The organism is Sporosarcina luteola, assembly GCF_023715245.1.
Classification (GTDB): domain Bacteria; phylum Bacillota; class Bacilli; order Bacillales_A; family Planococcaceae; genus Sporosarcina; species Sporosarcina luteola_C.
Genome location: NZ_JAMBNV010000006.1, coordinates 1 through 16207, shown reverse-complemented (window position 1 = coordinate 16207; position 16207 = coordinate 1). Strand labels below are relative to the sequence as shown.

Here is a 16207-nt window from a genome sequence, read left to right as displayed (position 1 = left end):
GGAGTCTTGACAGTATAAAAAAACGGCGTTCTGCAAAAGTTTTGCGGAACGCTGTTTTTCATCTATACTAAAAGAAAACACAATTCGAGGTGTTCTACATGCATATTCAATTCTACACAAAAAAAGGCTGTCATTTATGTGACGAAGCAGAATCGATGATGAAGCTCGTTCAAGAGGATTATCCGTTAACATGGTCAACAATCGACATCGAGACCGACGATGAAAGCCATGAGAAATATATGTTGATGATTCCTGTCATTGAGAAAGACGGCGAAGTTCTAGTATACGGTTCCATAGGCTATGTCGACTTGATCGATCTATTCGAAAATAGATGAAGAAGTTTGAATTTAATGGCGGCGGGGTATATACTAGTAATAGGATTTATATTTTTTTGCACTAGGTGGGACAAATAATATATAGGTGGGCAGAATTTGTCCTATCATGAAAGAGGGGCTGTTCTTTGATCCCGAAAATTATAGAGGCACAACGAAAGCTTGTGCCAGAAATGATGGAGTTATTACATCAGCGGTACAAAGTTTTGAAGTTCATTGAAATAGCAGGTCCGATTGGACGAAGACCGCTTGGCCAGATGGCGGATATTTCGGAGCGTGAATGTAGGAACTTGATGGAAACGTTGCGAACGGAAGGACTTATCCGAATCGCCAAAGAGGGCGCAACGATTACGAGCGAGGGGGCGACCGTCCTCGAATCGCTCAGACCTATTAGTGACGAATGGACCGGGCAAGCGCTGATTGCAAGGAAACTGGGCGAGTTATTAGGAATCCGAAGCGTACAAATCGTCCCGGGTGATTCGGATGAAAAGCCGGCTGTGAAAAGCCTTATTGGCAAAGAAGCAGCCGCGGAATTCATGAATCGGGTCGGCGACGGCCATATAATTGCCGTGACTGGCGGTAGTTCGGTAGCTGCTATTCCCCGGCACATCCATTCACTTGAAAATGCCGATCAATTGCACTTCATTGCAGCAAGGGGAGGGGTCGGCGAGGATATCGGATTGCAGGCGAACGTCATCGCCGCCTCCTTCGCAGAAGCAAGCGGGGGAACGTACAGCTCATTTTATTACCCTGAGTCGCTTAGCGTCGAAGCGCATGAAGTTTTCAAACGGGAGCCCACTGCTATCCAGATGGTGGAGCTCTACGAAAAAACGGATTGCGTCCTCCATGGAATCGGGGATGCACTCCGGATGGCGGACTTGCGGAACACCCCGGAGAACGAATGTCATCTTCTGCGTGAACAAGGGGCGAAAGGTGAAGCGTTCGGCTATTACTTTGATGATAAAGGCAAAGTCGTCCATCGAATCAGAACGGTTGGCATCCAGACGGAGCAACTGGAAAAGGTGCCGCTCATCATCGCTGTGGCAGGCGGAAAAAGCAAAGCGGAAGCAATCCTGTCTTATATGGCAGGCGCTCCCCGCCAGACGATCCTTGTCACCGATGAAGGGGCAGCACATGCGATGCTTGAAAAATTGGAAGGTTAACATGAACGAATAAAGTAAATAACTGAAACCAATCATAGGAGGTAATGGAATTGACAATTAAAATGGCTATTAATGGATTTGGACGTATTGGAAGAGTTGTGATGAGGGAAGCAAGTAAGCATGAGGAAATCGAAATCGTTGCAGTAAACGATTTGACGGATGCACAAATGCTAGCGCATCTACTGAAGTATGATTCGGTGCACGGAATTTTTGACGCTGAAGTCGGTTCAGAGGAAGATCATCTTGTAGTCGATGGCAAGAAAATAAAAGTGTACGCTGAAAAGGATCCTTCAAATTTGCCGTGGGGTGAATTGGATGTTGATGTCGTCATCGAAGCGACAGGCGTATTCCGGGATGAAAAAGCGTTGATGAAGCATATTGAAGCGGGTGCGAAAAAAGTTATCTTATCGGCACCGGCAAAAGGGGATATGAAAACGCTCGTTATGGGTGTGAATGAAGAGTCCTATGATCCGGAAAACGACAACATCGTTTCCAATGCATCGTGTACGACAAACTGCCTTGCACCAGTCGTTAAGGTATTACAGGATAAATTCGGTATTAACAAGGGCATGATGACGACAGTTCATTCATACACGAATGACCAACGTATTCTGGATTTGCCGCATTCCGACTATCGACGCGCGCGTGCAGCTGCTGAGTCGATGATTCCTACAACGACAGGCGCCGCTTCAGCAGTGACAAAAGTTATTCCGGAATTGAAAGGAAAATTGGATGGCATGGCAGTCCGTGTTCCAACGCCGAACGTATCCCTCGTCGATTTCGTGGCTGAACTTTCAACAGAAGTGACTGTGGAAGATGTGAATGCCGCATTGAGAAAGGCTTCTGAAAACGAATTGAAGGGCATCCTTTACTATAATGAAATTCCGCTCGTCTCTACGGACTACAACGGAAATACAGCATCTTCTACAGTCGATGGGCTTTCGACAATGGTATTGGACAACAATATGGTGAAGGTCATCGCATGGTATGACAATGAAACAGGCTACTCTGCTCGTTGCATCGATTTGGTTCTTTATATGAGTAAAAAAGGCATCTAAGCATAAGAGATACGTCCAGCATCCAGGCGCCAGAGGCTAGGTTCATAAGTTAAATCTGCTCTGTGGCAAAAGCCGTTCTGCGTAACGGCTTTCGCTTTTGTCTAAAACATAGCCATTCTTATGGCGATTCATTATAATAGATAGATGGGTAGGAGGAACGGAGAGACCCGTTCCTTTTTTTTACATTCCCCGCCGTTTCTGGCGCTCAATTTTCTTAGAGGGGTGCGGTTTACATGATAGCCAAACAAACGATCAAAGATATTGAACTGAACGGGAAGCGCGTATTTTGCCGTGTCGATTTCAATGTGCCGATGGAAAACGGTGAAGTTACGGATGATACAAGAATCCGTGCTGCTGTTCCGACAATTGAATTCATGGCGGAAAAAGGCGCAAAGGTCATTCTCGCCAGCCATCTTGGAAGGCCAAAAGGTGAAGTGAATGAAGACATGCGACTCACTGCGGCTGGAAAAAGATTATCGGAGCTCCTTGGGAAAAACGTGAAGAAGCTTGATGCTTCCATCGGAGAAGAAGTGGAACAAGCGGTTGCCGACATGAAGGCAGGCGACATTATTCTTCTGGAAAACGTCAGATTCCACGCTGGGGAAGAAAAGAATGATTCCGAGCTTGCGAAAAAATTCGCGGATCTAGCGGACGTCTTCGTCAACGATGCATTCGGCGCGGCGCATCGTGCACACGCTTCCACAGCGGGTATCGCGGAGTTCATTCCAGCTGTAAGCGGATTCCTTCTTGAAAAGGAATTGGAAGTACTCGGGAAAGCGTTGTCAAATCCAGAGCGGCCGTTCACAGCGATTATCGGCGGCGCGAAAGTGAAGGACAAGATCGGTGTCATTGATAATCTGTTGGACAATGTGGACCATTTATTGATCGGTGGCGGCCTTTCCTATACGTTCACGCGAGCGCAAGGGTATGAAACAGGCAATTCGTTAGTCGAAGAAGATAAAATCGAGCTTGCAAAATCCTTCATTCAAAAGGCGAAAGAGAAGAACGTCAAACTCCATTTACCGATCGATGCGGTAGTGGCGGATGCGTTTTCCGAAAGTGCGAATGTGAAAACGGTCAAGATCGACGATATCCCGGAAGGTTGGATGGGACTCGATATCGGTCCTGAAACAGCTGACCTGTATGCGGATGTCATCAAGAATTCCAAGCTCATCCTTTGGAATGGACCGATGGGAGTTTTCGAAATGGAACCATTCGCTGCGGGCACGAGGAAAGTTGCATTAGCGATGGCTGAAACGGAAGCATACACAGTGATCGGCGGTGGGGATTCCGCTGCAGCTGTCGAAAAGTTCGACGTTGCGGATAAAATGGATCATGTGTCAACAGGTGGCGGCGCGTCATTGGAATTCATGGAAGGAAAAGAATTGCCTGGCGTGACTGCGCTGAATGATAAGTGACGGAGGAATAAAAATGCGAAAACGAATCATTGCAGGAAACTGGAAAATGTATAAGACGCTGGGAGAAGCGAAAAACATTGTGGCAGAAGTAAAAGATCGCTTGCCGGAAACGGACAAGGTCGATGCAGTCATTTGTCCACCTTCCCTTTATTTGTCCACGCTCGTGGAATTGACGGAAGGCACACCATTGAAAATTGGAGCCCAAACGATGCATGACGTCGATGAAGGAGCGTTTACAGGTGAAGTAAGTCCGAAAATGCTAGCGGATTTGAACGTTCCATTCGTCATCCTCGGTCATTCCGAACGACGCCAATATTTCAATGAAACGGACGAAGCTGTGAATCGTAAAGTGGTGGCAGCATTTTCAAAAGGCTTAACGCCAATTGTCTGTGTCGGAGAAAGCTTGGAGGAACGTGAAGCTGGGAAGACAGTCGAAACGGTTGCAGTCCAAGTGAAGAAAGCGTTTGAAGGTATCAATGCTAAGCAGGCTCAGGAAGCGATCATCGCCTACGAGCCGATCTGGGCAATCGGAACAGGCAAAACTGCAACTGCTGAAGATGCGAATGAAGTATGCGGAGAGATCCGTGCTGAAATCGGCAAGCTATATGATGACGAAACAGCAGCGGCTATTCGCATCCAATACGGCGGCAGCGTGAAACCTGGCAATATTGGCGAGTTGCTATCGATGGAACATATCGATGGCGCACTTGTCGGGGGAGCGAGCCTTGAACCGGAATCATTCCTTGAAATGATCGGAGTTGCGGCGAATGACTAAAGGGCCTGTCGCATTGATCATCCTGGATGGCTTCGGGCTGCGGGATGAACGGTTCGGCAATGCTGTGGCACAAGCGAGCACGCCGAACTTCGATATTTTATGGAATGAATACCCTCATTCGACGCTAACTGCTTGCGGGGAAGCTGTAGGGCTTCCAGAAGGGCAGATGGGGAATTCGGAAGTCGGCCATCTTAATATCGGTGCAGGCCGAATTGTCTATCAGAGCCTGACAAGAATCAATAAATCCATCAAAGACGGGGACTTCATGACGAACCCGGCATTGCTAGGGGCAATTGAACACGTTAAACAGGAAGATTCCTCTCTTCATTTGATGGGGCTGCTTTCGGACGGCGGTGTACATAGCCATTATGAGCATCTATTCGCCCTCCTTCGCCTCGCAAAAATGAATGGAATCAAGAAAGTTTATCTCCATGCATTCCTCGATGGACGGGACGTCGGTCCTGAAACTGCTCCGGGTTACATCGAGCAGACCGAAAAGGTGATAGAAGGACTTGAAGTCGGTAAAATCGCCTCGGTTTCCGGACGTTTTTACGCAATGGACCGTGATAAAAGATGGGACCGAGTGGAGCGCGCATACCAGGCGATTGTCAACGGTAAAGGTGAAACATTTACGAATGCCGGACAAGGCATCCTGTCTTCCTATGAGAAAGGCATCCATGATGAATTCGTGGAGCCGTACATCATTGCGAAGGAAGGCAAGCCGGTTGCTACGGTGAAAGACGGCGATGCGGTCGTGTTCTTCAATTTCCGTCCCGATCGCGCGATTCAATTATCGAGGGCGTTCACGGATCCGGCGTTCGACGGTTTCCATACCGGATCTGAGGCCTTCAAGAATTTGAAGTTCGTGACATTCACACAATATAGTGATGAAGTCCAAGCTGACGTCGTTTTCACATCTCAGAACCTAGAGAACACGCTAGGCGAAGTGCTGTCGAACAACGGACTTCGGCAGCTGCGGATTGCCGAAACCGAGAAATATCCGCATGTAACGTTCTTCATGAGTGGCGGCAAGGAAGATGAGTTCGAAGGCGAGAAGAGGATCCTCATTGCAAGTCCGAAAGTCGCAACCTATGACTTGAAGCCGGAAATGAGTGCGGTTGAAGTTACGGAAGCTTTATTGAAAGAGATTGAAGCCGAAACGCAAGACGCAATCATCCTCAATTTTGCGAACCCCGACATGGTCGGACATAGCGGAATGCTCGAGCCGACGGTCAAAGCGATTGAAACGGTCGATGCGTGCCTTGGAAGGATCATTGATGCTCTTCTGCTGAAAGGCGGTACGGCAATCGTTACAGCGGATCACGGGAACTCAGACGAGGTCGTGACGCTGGAAGGGAAGCCGATGACTGCGCATACGACAAATCCCGTACCGGTCATCATCACAGAACCAGATATCGAATTGCGGAAAGGCGGCATTCTGTCGGATCTTGCACCGACGATGCTGAAGCTTCTAGAAATCGAACGGCCGGAAGAAATGTCCGGAACACCATTATTCTAAATTAAGGGAGAGATTGAAATGCCAATCATTACTCATATCCAAGCTAGAGAAGTTCTTGATTCACGCGGTAACCCGACTGTTGAAGTTGAAGTGTTTACAGAAAGTGGAGCGTTCGGCCGGGCCATCGTTCCTTCAGGCGCTTCCACAGGTGAATACGAGGCGGTTGAGCTGCGCGACGGCGACGCATCCCGTTATCTAGGAAAAGGTGTTTTGAAAGCGGTCGATCATGTCAATGAAATTATTGCGGATGAAATCGAGGAAAATTATTCTGTACTTGATCAAGTCGTTATCGATAATGCGCTTATTGAATTGGATGGCACGCATAACAAAGGCAAGCTTGGCGCGAACGCGATCCTTGGCGTCTCAATGGCTGTTGCACACGCGGCAGCGGACTACTTGGACGTTCCACTTTACCAGTACCTTGGTGGTGTCAACGCGAAAGAGCTGCCTGTTCCGATGATGAATATTTTGAATGGCGGCGAGCATGCGGACAACAACGTCGATATCCAGGAATTCATGGTCATGCCGGTAGGTGCGGAATCATTCCGACATGGTCTTCGCATGGGAACTGAAATTTTCCATAGCTTGAAAGACGTTTTGAAATCGAAGGGCCTCAACACGGCGGTCGGTGATGAAGGCGGATTCGCTCCGAACTTAGCATCGAACGAAGAAGCGCTATCCACAATCATGGAAGCAATCAAAAAAGCAGGCTATGAACCGGGAGAAGAAGTATTGCTCGCAATGGATGTTGCTGCTTCCGAGTTTTACGACAGCGAAACGAAACAGTACCGTTTAACGGGAGAAGGAATTACAAAGACATCCGAAGAGATGGTCGCTTGGTATGAAGAGCTTTGCTCGAAATATCCAATTGTTTCAATCGAAGACGGCCTTGACGAAAACGACTGGGCTGGCCACAAGCTATTGACAGAGCGTCTAGGCTCGAAAGTCCAATTGGTCGGGGACGATCTGTTCGTCACGAACACCGAAAAATTGGAGCGCGGCATTGAAGAAGGCGTCGGCAACTCGATCCTCATCAAAGTGAACCAGATCGGCACATTGACGGAAACGTTCGATGCGATCGAAATGGCGAAACGTGCTGGCTATACAGCAGTCATCTCCCACCGTTCCGGAGAATCCGAAGATACGACAATCGCAGACATCGCGGTTGCGACAAACGCGGGTCAAATTAAGACGGGTGCACCTTCGCGCACGGACCGCGTCGCGAAATACAACCAATTGCTCCGCATCGAGGACCAATTGGATGAAACAGCAGTCTACCGCGGAACAAAAACGTTCTATAATTTGAAAAAATGACACGAACAACCAGCCGGCTTTCGTCGGCTGGTTATTTTTAATCACGGAATTGAAATCATGAGCGCGGAACCAGATTCATAAGCGCAAAACCGCATTATTCTCGAAACTTGTTGTAACAGTGAAAAATGTTTGATAGAATATAAATGTTGTGATGCTCTATGCAGGAGGTGGAACAAAGTGCATGCTTTGTTAATGACGTTGCTATTAATCGTATCATTGGCGTTGATCGTTGTTGTATTATTACAATCCGGAAAAAGTGCAGGTCTGTCTGGAGCCATCTCCGGTGGTGCCGAACAACTTTTTGGGAAACAGAAAGCACGTGGGCTAGACTTAGTGCTTCAAAGAGTGACAATTGTACTTTCAATTTTATTTTTCATTTTGGCAATCGCCATCGTGAAAATTTAATCGGAACTATATAATCGCATAATTGATAAACGCCTGGCCACCCGTATGGTCGGGCGTTTTTTTCACTATGAAAAAGGGAAAGATAGGATACATAAGGATTTTTTATTTAGATCTACATCATTTTTAGCAATGGTAGAGAAAGGGTGACGGATATGAGAATTGCGCAACCGAAGCCATTCTTTTTCCAAAATGGCAAACGGGCAGTATTACTCTTGCACGGCTTCACAGGAACATCAGCTGACGTACGGATGCTTGGCCGTTTCCTAGAGAAGAAAGGCTACACATCACTGGCGCCGCACTATAAAGGACACGGCGTCCCGCCTGAACAATTGATCGAAACAGGTCCCGATGAATGGTGGGAAGACGTCATTTCAGGTTACAATCAATTGAAGGAAGCAGGCTACGAAGAAATCGCAGTCGGCGGATTATCTCTCGGCGGTGTATTTTCATTGAAATTAGGGGTTAAAATGCCTGTGAAGGGTATTGTAACAATGTGCTCGCCGATGATAATGAAAACACCGGAAAAATTATATGAAGGCGTATTGAAGTATGCTTCGGATTATAAAAGATATGAAGGAAAAACGGCAACTGAAATCGAAGAAGAAGTCGATGCACTACGCGGTAAAACGATGCCGTCGCTCGCCGACTTGAAGCCGCTTGTCGATGATGTCAAAGAGCAGCTTCTGGATATCGATGCACCACTCCTCGTCATCCAGTCACGGAACGACAATGTGATCGATCCGGATTCCGCAAATATCATTTACGATAACGCCGCGTCTGAGAAAAAGCAGATCGAGTGGTTTGAAAAATCCGGACATGTCATCACACTCGGTCCGGAAAAAGAGCAGCTTCACGAAGATGTATATCAATTTCTTGAATCACTCGACTGGAACGTGTGAAAATGGAATCAGTTGACGATAGTTATGAATGGAGGGATAGTAATTGGATTTTATTGATGAGGAATTAAAATCAAGGCTATTGAATTTCATGAAAGAGGAATCGTATAAACCAATGACGGTTCAGGAAATCCAAGAGGTATTAGAGATTCAAGGGGCAGCTGAGTTCAAGGAACTTGTAAAAATGCTCGTGCAGCTTGAACAAACAGGTGAGATCGTACGCTCCCGCACAAACCGTTACGGCGTTCCGGAGCGCATGAACTTAGTAAGAGGTAAATTTATCGGACACGCGAAAGGGTTCGGTTTCGTCACGCCGGAGACGGATGGAATGGACGACATCTTCATTCCGCCTCCAGAAGTGAACGGAGCGATGAACGGGGATATTGTACTTGTCCGAGTTTCGAAAGGCGACTACGGCGACCGTCGCGAAGGATCAATCATTAGAATCGCTGAACGGAAAACGACGAAGGTTGTCGGGACCTATCAGGACAACCGTGGCTTCGGCTTTGTCATCCCGGATGATAAGAAGCTGCCGATGGATATCTTCATCGGAAAAGGGAATTCACTTGACGCTGTCGAAGGACATAAAGTCGTCGTGGAAATTACAGAATGGCCGAGTGAGTTGAAATCCGCAACCGGTATGGTCGTCCAAATCCTTGGACATAAAAATGATCCTGGCGTCGATATTTTGTCGATCATCCATAAGCACGGCATAGAAGTCGAGTTCGCTCCTGAAGTGATGGAGCAAGCGAACAAGACGCCTGACGAAGTGCAGGAAAAGGATCTGTTCAAACGCCGCGATCTACGAGAGGATCTCGTTATTACAATTGACGGAGCCGATGCGAAGGACTTGGATGATGCCATTTCCCTCGTGAAAAATGAAGACGGAACGTACACATTATCCGTCCATATCGCCGATGTCAGCTATTATGTTGAAGAGAACACACCGCTCGATGACGAAGCGTACGACCGGGCGACGAGCGTCTATTTGACGGACCGAGTCATTCCGATGCTTCCGCATAAGCTATCGAACGGCATCTGTTCCTTGAATCCTCACGTTGATCGTCTGACGATGTCATGCCAGATGACAATCGACCGGAACGGAAAAGTGATCCACCATGAAATATTCGAAAGTGTCATCCAATCGAAGGAACGGATGACGTATACGGACGTCTATAAGATCATCGGAGAAAAAGATGAAGAGCTCATGAAGAAATACGAGCATATCGTGCCGATGCTGAATAACATGGCGGACCTTGCATCCATCTTGAGACAGAAACGGATCGACCGCGGCGCTATCGACTTCGATTTCAAGGAATCAAAAGTGATTGTCGACGAACAAGGGTGGCCGACCGATATCGTAATTAGGGAACGTACAGCGGCGGAACGCCTCATCGAGGAATTCATGCTCGCTGCGAACGAAACGGTTGCCGAGCATTTCCACTGGATGCAAGTGCCATTCCTATACCGGATCCATGAAGATCCAAAGGCGGAAAAGCTCCAACGATTCTTTGAGTTTCTGACTAACTTTGGAATCGTCGTCAAAGGGACGGGGAATAAAGTGCATCCTCGCGCGTTGCAGGAAATTGTCGAGTCAATCGAAGGTATGCCGGAAGAGACCGTCATTTCAACAATGCTCCTCCGCTCCATGCAACAGGCGAAATATTTCGAGGAAAGCCTCGGCCACTTCGGATTGTCAGCTGATTTCTATACGCATTTCACGTCACCGATCAGACGTTATCCGGACTTGATCGTTCATAGATTAATCCGCACGTATTTGATTAACAAGGATGTATCATCCGAGACGATCGCGCATTGGAACGCTAACATGTCTGAGATCGCTCAGCACACGTCCGAGCGTGAACGACGGGCAGTCGATGCGGAACGCGATACAGACGCACTGAAGAAGGCACAGTACATGCTCGATAAGATCGGTGAAGAGTTCGACGGTGTCATTTCATCGGTGACAAACTTCGGCATGTTCGTCGAACTGGAAAACACCGTAGAAGGGCTCGTCCACGTCAGCTATATGACAGACGATTATTACCGCTTCGACGACCGTCAAATGATGATGATCGGCGAGCATACCGGCAAACAGTTCAGAATCGGTGATGAAGTGACGATCAAAGTCGTTTCCGTCAAACCTGAGGAATCGGCGATCGACTTCGAAATTTCAGGAATGAAGCAATCATTCCACCGGGCACGTAAAGAATCGCCGAAAGTCATTCATGCGAAGAAACCATCAAGTGGCGGCGGGCGTCGGGGAGATTCCGATAAGCCTAAAGGCGACAAGAAAAAAGGCGCACCAAGCCAGAAAAAGAAGTTTTACGAAGGTGTAGCGAAAAAGAAGAAGAAACAAGCTCCGAGAAAGAGAAAATAAACGTGGCGGCATTCGTTCAGGCGAATGCCGCGGCAAGTGGATTCACATCTAGCTCCGGACGCCAGAGGCTCGGGGTCATAAGTCAAAGCTGTTCTGTGGCAAAAGTCGCCACTCCACATCTTCGCCTTATGCCTGTCGCCTCTAAGCAGGCGTCCTGTGCTTTCGAAATAGGGGGTTATAGAGTATGGTGAAAGGTCAAGGGAAAGTACTGGCCATCAATAAAAAAGCAAATCATGATTTTGCAATTGAAGAAACGATTGAAGCAGGTATTGTGCTCCAAGGAACGGAAATCAAGTCGATCCGTAATGGCAAAGTGCAATTACGCGATGCATTCGTCCTGATCCGGAACAATGAAGCATGGATTTCCAACATGCATATCAGTCCGTACGAACAGGGAAATCAATTCAACCACGACCCATTGCGTTCGCGCAAGCTGCTGCTCCATAAGAAACAGATTGCAACACTGCTCGGGCAGACAAAGCAGGAAGGCTTCGCAATTGTTCCGCTGAAAATGTACTTAAAAGACGGCTTCGCGAAAGTCTTGATCGGCATCGGTAAAGGGAAGAAGCTCTACGATAAACGTGAGGATCTGAAGAAGAAGGAAGCGAAACGCGAAGTGGAGCGTGCCTTCAAAGCGAAACAGCAGTATTGATTTTTAAGTCAAAATGTAGTATGATACTAGTAGTGATATAGTTCAGAAGCCTTTCAACAGGCATTCCTGACATCCCTTAAAGGTATAACAACCTTTACTAACGGGGACGTTACGGATTCGACAGGGGTGGTCTGGGCTTGAGCTGCGCGTCGGAGGGATCGTCTCCGTCAGAAACGACAGTTAATAATAACTGGCAAAACAAACAACAACCTAGCATTCGCAGCTTAATAAGCTGATGAATCTGCCTAGCAGTTCCATCGCCCATGTGGCATTGTTAGGCTCACTTTATTAGTGGGATACGGTAACGGTCGCCTCCTGAGGCCGTTGCAAGAGATTATCAGGATAGCGCTCAAGACGCCTTGATTGACGGCATAATGCAGTGCGAATCGCAAGTAGTCAATCTACACGCGTAGACGCTGAAGTAGCAGAGCCTTTGGACGCGGGTTCGACTCCCGCCGTCTCCATAGTTTAATTTCATGGAGTTTCATTGAACGTCATAAACCTTGTATTATCAAGGTTTGTGGCGTTTTTTTATGTCATACGATTTCAATGGATTTCAACGAAATATAGTCAAAACAAAGTCAAAGAGCAAATTTAGTCCGATAGATAGTTATTGAACTTTCCTATTCTTATATAGCTTAATGACTATTCGAATGGGAACACGCTAAGACTTGATCGCAATATTGTTATTATTTTGAAACCTATAGTAAATAATTCCGTCTATACTCTTAACATCAATTAAGAAGGGGGTTGTATTATGAAGCCACATATAGAAATGCAAATTCAAATATTGTATGAACAATACCATAATGAAATTTTTCGGTACATATTTCTGATGATTGGTGACCGTCAACAAGCAAAGGATTTAATGCAAGAAACCTACGTCAAAGCATTTATAAATATAGAGGATTTTAGGGGTGATGCTAACGTGAAAACATGGTTATATCGAATAGCACGGAATGAAACGATTGATTTCTTGAGGCGCAAAAAACCAGCTACCTATTTAGTAGATTTTTTTTTACATGTCAAATCGAGTCAACCAACTCCAGAAGAAGTGATCGTGCTTGGCAATGATATGGAACTCCTATATCTTGCACTTTCTCGCATAAAAAAAGGATACCGAGATGTTATTATTTTACGTAAGATTAGAGAGTTATCTACCAAAGAGACCGCGACTATTTTGGGGTGGAAGGAAAGTCGGATAAAGACTAATTTGCACCGTGGGCTTATGGCACTTCAAAAAGAATTGAAAAAGGAGGGATACATAAGTGAAACGTTCTGATTTTGACGATCGATTAAAAATGTTAAATAATATAAATTTAACAGAACATGAAGCCTCTGAATCATATCAAAAAGTACTTTCCAAAGTTAATAAAGCGAAGAAACGAAACAACATTGGAGTCATTTTTAGTGGCCCTATAAATGGAATTGCAACAATAATCGTTCTATTAGCGGTTGGCTGGTTATTAAATGACCTTATGAATACCTCTATTAGTCAACCAGGAGATCAGATACCACCTTTAGTAGAAGATGAAGATAATTCTATAGTGGATGAAAAAACTAAAGATTGTGTAGATAGCAATGTTGAACTCTCTTCTATTTCAAGATCAATATTAGTTTATTTTTATTTTGAATGTCTTGAATCTGAAGGACATCCATACCCTTTCAAAGCAGTTTTACGAGAAGTTAACAGTGGGGAAAAAGTGGAAAGCCGTATTGAATATGCAGTGAAGCAATTAATACAAGGTCCGACTAAAGAAGAAATTGCAGACGGATTCAACTCGATATTTAATGAGGAAACTGCTGATTTAAAACATTTAATACACAGTATCGAATTACAAGATTCCGGTCATCTCATAGTAGATTTCGTCGATTTCTCTAAGGTTTTTCCAAATGGAAATTCCTCAGCAGCTTCCTTTTTAATGCTGGAAACGTTAAACAAAACAGTTTCTCAGTTTGTAGAGGTTGAAACTATAGAATACCGTTTTGATGGCAGCTGTGAAGAATTTTATGGATGGATTCAGCGAGCATGCACGACTCATGAAGCGGATGATTATCGAACGGACTTAGAAGCGAGCACTACTAAAGAATTATTACTGGAAAAGTCAGAAGTTGTATTTAATCAGTTAATGGCGAAGGAGTGGGAGGAATTAGCAAATAATATTAATTTAGAACGAGGACTTGTCTATTCTCCATTTTCTAATGTTGGAGACAGTGATGATTTACATTTTACTAAAGAAGAAGTTCGAGGTTTTGCAGAGGATAAAAAACTATATAGTTGGTCTTGGGATCAAAGTGCAGCTGAATTTATTGCAACGCCAAATGATTTTGTAGAAAACCTACTCAAAACACGGTATAACTACGTCTATGAATATGATGAAATCACCTATAATGACTCTGATATTGGAACAATGCCAAATACGATTCATGATATTTATCCAAACGCAATCTATGTTGAGTACTTAGATGAACCTGACAGGGCTTCCTTCGAATGGTATTACTATCAGGCTATAAGATTTGTTTATGAGAAAATCGATGATGAATGGTATCTAATTGCAATAGTAAGAGGGGCATACAATCCTTAATTACAAAATTAAACCCTCCCAAACCGCGATAGGGGTATTAAACGGGAGCTGGATTCTTTGGCAATATCCCTATTTTTAAGTTATAGGATGGATAAAATGATTATTAATAAAAGCTTTGCTCGCTCATGTAAAAAGTACTAAGCACATTAGAATGAGGTTCTTACACCATCATTCTATACACTAATAAAGATAAAAGGTATACTTCATTAAATAAGGTACATTATATTTGTTGAATAGGTTCTCTTTAAAGACGAGAAAAGAAAAGTAGGTGAACAAAGTGGGGAAATATCAATTAGATAACAAAGGTAAAGCGGCTGTGACAAAGTATCATGAAAAAAACAAGCCGGCCAAATTTGATAAAAAGCAGCAACTGGCAAAGCTACGTGCGGAGTATTTGAAAAAAAAGCAAAAACAAACAGATAAAGAATAGGAATGAAAACATAGGAAGACTAAAATCTCCCTATGTTTTTTCTTATGTTCAGATTAAATTGTACTGCATATTTTTGGATTGGATTAAAAAAGAAATAGAAGAGAGACCTTCTATTTCTTAAAGGGAATATTCAACAATTCCGGAACTGTGACAAACTCGTACCCTTGCTCTTGTAGTGTCGGAATAATCTGCTGCAGCGATTTGATTGTATTGGTCCGATCTCCACCCAATTCTGCCCCATCGTGCATGAGAATAATCGCGCCTGGATGAATAATGTCTAACACATTTGAAGCAATAACTTCCGGCGGGTCTTCCTGCCAATCCAACGAATCAACCGACCAGCCAATCACGTAATAGTTCATGTCGCGTAGCTTTTCGACTAATTCATTGTATAAGAAGCCATATGGAGGTCTAAATAATTTTGTACGGTACCCAATAATGCCGTTAAGAGCGTCCTCCGTTCGAGTTACTTCCTGCTCTAGGGTATCGAGGTCGGATTCTTCGACAAGGTTAGGATGGGCATACGTATGGTTTCCGATTACATGACCCTCGTTTTGCATGCGCTTGACAATTTCAGGATTTGCAACGGCTCTTGAACCTAACACAAAAAATGTTGCTGGTACATTGTACTGTTTCAATACATCTAATACATCATTTGAAAAACGCGGGTCAGGACCATCATCAAAAGTTAAAGCAACTCGTTTTTCATCGGTAGGGCCTTGCAAGAAAAAAATATCTGGATACCGCTGTTGTAAAATTCTTAGGTCAACAGGCTGCTGACGTTCCCGCCCGGAATTTTCAGATCCTCCGTCAAGGTCAGGCATATCTTCTTCCAGATCATCTTGTATGACCGTTTTTGACCATTGTTTCGATACATTTATCAAGGGTTCTTCATTCGCATGAACAGTTATGATATCTGTTATATGAAAACTAAATAAAACCCCCGTAACCAACAACCACTTGAATAGTAGATTTTTCATCCATTCATCTCCTTTTTGAATTCCTCCTTGTTGATATCAGAGGCTAATTATTATCACCATTGTTATTTTTGACGAAAGCGGCTTATTTATTCGAAAAGAAGTGAACGTGGCTAATCGGGGACGTTACGGATTCGACAGGGGTGGTCTGGGCTTGAGCTGCGCGTCGGAGGGATCGTCTCCGTCAGAAACGACAGTTAATAATAACTGGCAAAACAAACAACAACCTAGCATTCGCAGCTTAATAAGCTGATGAATCTGCCTAGCAGTTCCATCGCCCATGTGGCATTGTTAGGCTCACTT

The 16207-nt window shown here is 45.0% G+C and carries 15 protein-coding genes and 2 other RNA genes; 16 read left to right on the top strand and 1 reads right to left on the bottom strand.

Annotated features, from left to right (window positions below; translation table 11 throughout):
* The first annotated feature begins 98 nt into the window (after positions 1-98).
* From M3152_RS16750 to M3152_RS16680, 15 genes are all read left to right on the top strand, one after another.
* Complete coding sequence (locus M3152_RS16750; RefSeq protein ID WP_251696902.1) at positions 99-335, top strand: glutaredoxin family protein; 237 nt, start codon at positions 99-101, stop codon at positions 333-335.
* A 125-nt stretch (positions 336-460) separates the two neighbouring features.
* The gene (locus M3152_RS16745) at positions 461-1495 is read left to right on the top strand and encodes a sugar-binding transcriptional regulator (protein WP_251696901.1); all 1035 of its coding nucleotides are present in this window, start codon (positions 461-463) and stop codon (positions 1493-1495) included.
* A 50-nt stretch (positions 1496-1545) separates the two neighbouring features.
* Entirely contained in the window at positions 1546-2553 is a 1008-nt protein-coding gene (gene gap / locus M3152_RS16740) for a type I glyceraldehyde-3-phosphate dehydrogenase (RefSeq protein WP_251696899.1), read from the top strand.
* Between the two features lie 236 nt (positions 2554-2789).
* Positions 2790-3971, top strand: coding sequence for a phosphoglycerate kinase (locus tag M3152_RS16735; RefSeq protein ID WP_251697021.1), 1182 nt, complete (start codon positions 2790-2792; stop codon positions 3969-3971).
* A 13-nt stretch (positions 3972-3984) separates the two neighbouring features.
* On the top strand, positions 3985-4746 hold the full coding sequence (gene tpiA / locus M3152_RS16730; RefSeq protein WP_251696897.1) for a triose-phosphate isomerase: 762 nt from the start codon (positions 3985-3987) through the stop codon (positions 4744-4746).
* Positions 4739-6265 carry a 2,3-bisphosphoglycerate-independent phosphoglycerate mutase gene (gene gpmI, locus M3152_RS16725; protein WP_251696895.1) on the top strand — a complete coding sequence of 509 codons (1527 nt, stop codon included), beginning with the start codon at positions 4739-4741 and terminating at the stop codon, positions 6263-6265. Before tpiA ends, gpmI begins: the two co-directional genes overlap by 8 nt.
* Before the next feature lie 18 nt (positions 6266-6283).
* The gene (gene eno, locus M3152_RS16720; RefSeq protein ID WP_251696894.1) at positions 6284-7579 is read left to right on the top strand and encodes a phosphopyruvate hydratase; all 1296 of its coding nucleotides are present in this window, start codon (positions 6284-6286) and stop codon (positions 7577-7579) included.
* 177 nt (positions 7580-7756) lie between these two features.
* Entirely contained in the window at positions 7757-7984 is a 228-nt protein-coding gene (gene secG, locus M3152_RS16715; protein ID WP_251696892.1) for a preprotein translocase subunit SecG, read from the top strand.
* A 152-nt stretch (positions 7985-8136) separates the two neighbouring features.
* Positions 8137-8883: an alpha/beta hydrolase gene (locus M3152_RS16710; RefSeq protein ID WP_251696890.1), complete on the top strand. Its 747-nt coding sequence runs from the start codon at positions 8137-8139 to the stop codon at positions 8881-8883.
* 88 nt (positions 8884-8971) lie between these two features.
* Positions 8972-11260, top strand: a complete 2289-nt coding sequence (gene rnr / locus M3152_RS16705) for a ribonuclease R (RefSeq protein WP_251697019.1) — start codon at positions 8972-8974, stop codon at positions 11258-11260.
* 184 nt (positions 11261-11444) lie between these two features.
* Positions 11445-11912, top strand: coding sequence for an SsrA-binding protein SmpB (gene smpB / locus M3152_RS16700; RefSeq protein WP_251696889.1), 468 nt, complete (start codon positions 11445-11447; stop codon positions 11910-11912).
* Positions 11913-12014: 102 nt separating this feature from the next.
* Positions 12015-12379: a transfer-messenger RNA gene (gene ssrA / locus M3152_RS16695) on the top strand.
* A gap of 290 nt (positions 12380-12669) precedes the next feature.
* Positions 12670-13194 carry an RNA polymerase sigma factor gene (locus tag M3152_RS16690; RefSeq protein ID WP_251696886.1) on the top strand — a complete coding sequence of 175 codons (525 nt, stop codon included), beginning with the start codon at positions 12670-12672 and terminating at the stop codon, positions 13192-13194.
* Positions 13181-14497: a GerMN domain-containing protein gene (locus tag M3152_RS16685; RefSeq protein WP_251696884.1), complete on the top strand. Its 1317-nt coding sequence runs from the start codon at positions 13181-13183 to the stop codon at positions 14495-14497. Before M3152_RS16690 ends, M3152_RS16685 begins: the two co-directional genes overlap by 14 nt.
* Positions 14498-14774: 277 nt before the next feature.
* Positions 14775-14927 (top strand): hypothetical protein, encoded by a 153-nt coding sequence (locus M3152_RS16680; RefSeq protein WP_251696883.1) that lies wholly within the window; start codon positions 14775-14777, stop codon positions 14925-14927.
* A 110-nt stretch (positions 14928-15037) separates the two neighbouring features.
* Here the strand turns inward: M3152_RS16680 and M3152_RS16675 are convergent, their stop codons facing one another.
* A complete protein-coding gene (locus tag M3152_RS16675) occupies positions 15038-15907 on the bottom strand; it encodes a polysaccharide deacetylase family protein (protein ID WP_251696882.1) in 870 nt (289 codons plus the stop codon).
* 116 nt (positions 15908-16023) lie between these two features.
* On the opposite strand from M3152_RS16675, the gene ssrA (M3152_RS16670) reads away from it, so the two are divergent.
* Positions 16024-16207: a transfer-messenger RNA gene (gene ssrA / locus M3152_RS16670) on the top strand; the annotation flags it as partial.

What these genes read in the sequence shown, in the direction of transcription:
- M3152_RS16690 (WP_251696886.1), top strand. Translation starts at nt 12,670, where the DNA reads ATGAAGCCACATATAGAAATGCAAATTCAAATATTGTATGAACAATAC.
- rnr (WP_251697019.1), top strand. Translation starts at nt 8,972, where the DNA reads ATGAAAGAGGAATCGTATAAACCAATGACGGTTCAGGAAATCCAAGAG.
- M3152_RS16710 (WP_251696890.1), top strand. Translation starts at nt 8,137, where the DNA reads ATGAGAATTGCGCAACCGAAGCCATTCTTTTTCCAAAATGGCAAACGG.
- M3152_RS16750 (WP_251696902.1), top strand. Translation starts at nt 99, where the DNA reads ATGCATATTCAATTCTACACAAAAAAAGGCTGTCATTTATGTGACGAA.
- tpiA (WP_251696897.1), top strand. Translation starts at nt 3,985, where the DNA reads ATGCGAAAACGAATCATTGCAGGAAACTGGAAAATGTATAAGACGCTG.
- eno (WP_251696894.1), top strand. Translation starts at nt 6,284, where the DNA reads ATGCCAATCATTACTCATATCCAAGCTAGAGAAGTTCTTGATTCACGC.
- gpmI (WP_251696895.1), top strand. Translation starts at nt 4,739, where the DNA reads ATGACTAAAGGGCCTGTCGCATTGATCATCCTGGATGGCTTCGGGCTG.
- M3152_RS16675 (WP_251696882.1), bottom strand. Translation starts at nt 15,907, where the DNA reads ATGAAAAATCTACTATTCAAGTGGTTGTTGGTTACGGGGGTTTTATTT.
- smpB (WP_251696889.1), top strand. Translation starts at nt 11,445, where the DNA reads ATGGTGAAAGGTCAAGGGAAAGTACTGGCCATCAATAAAAAAGCAAAT.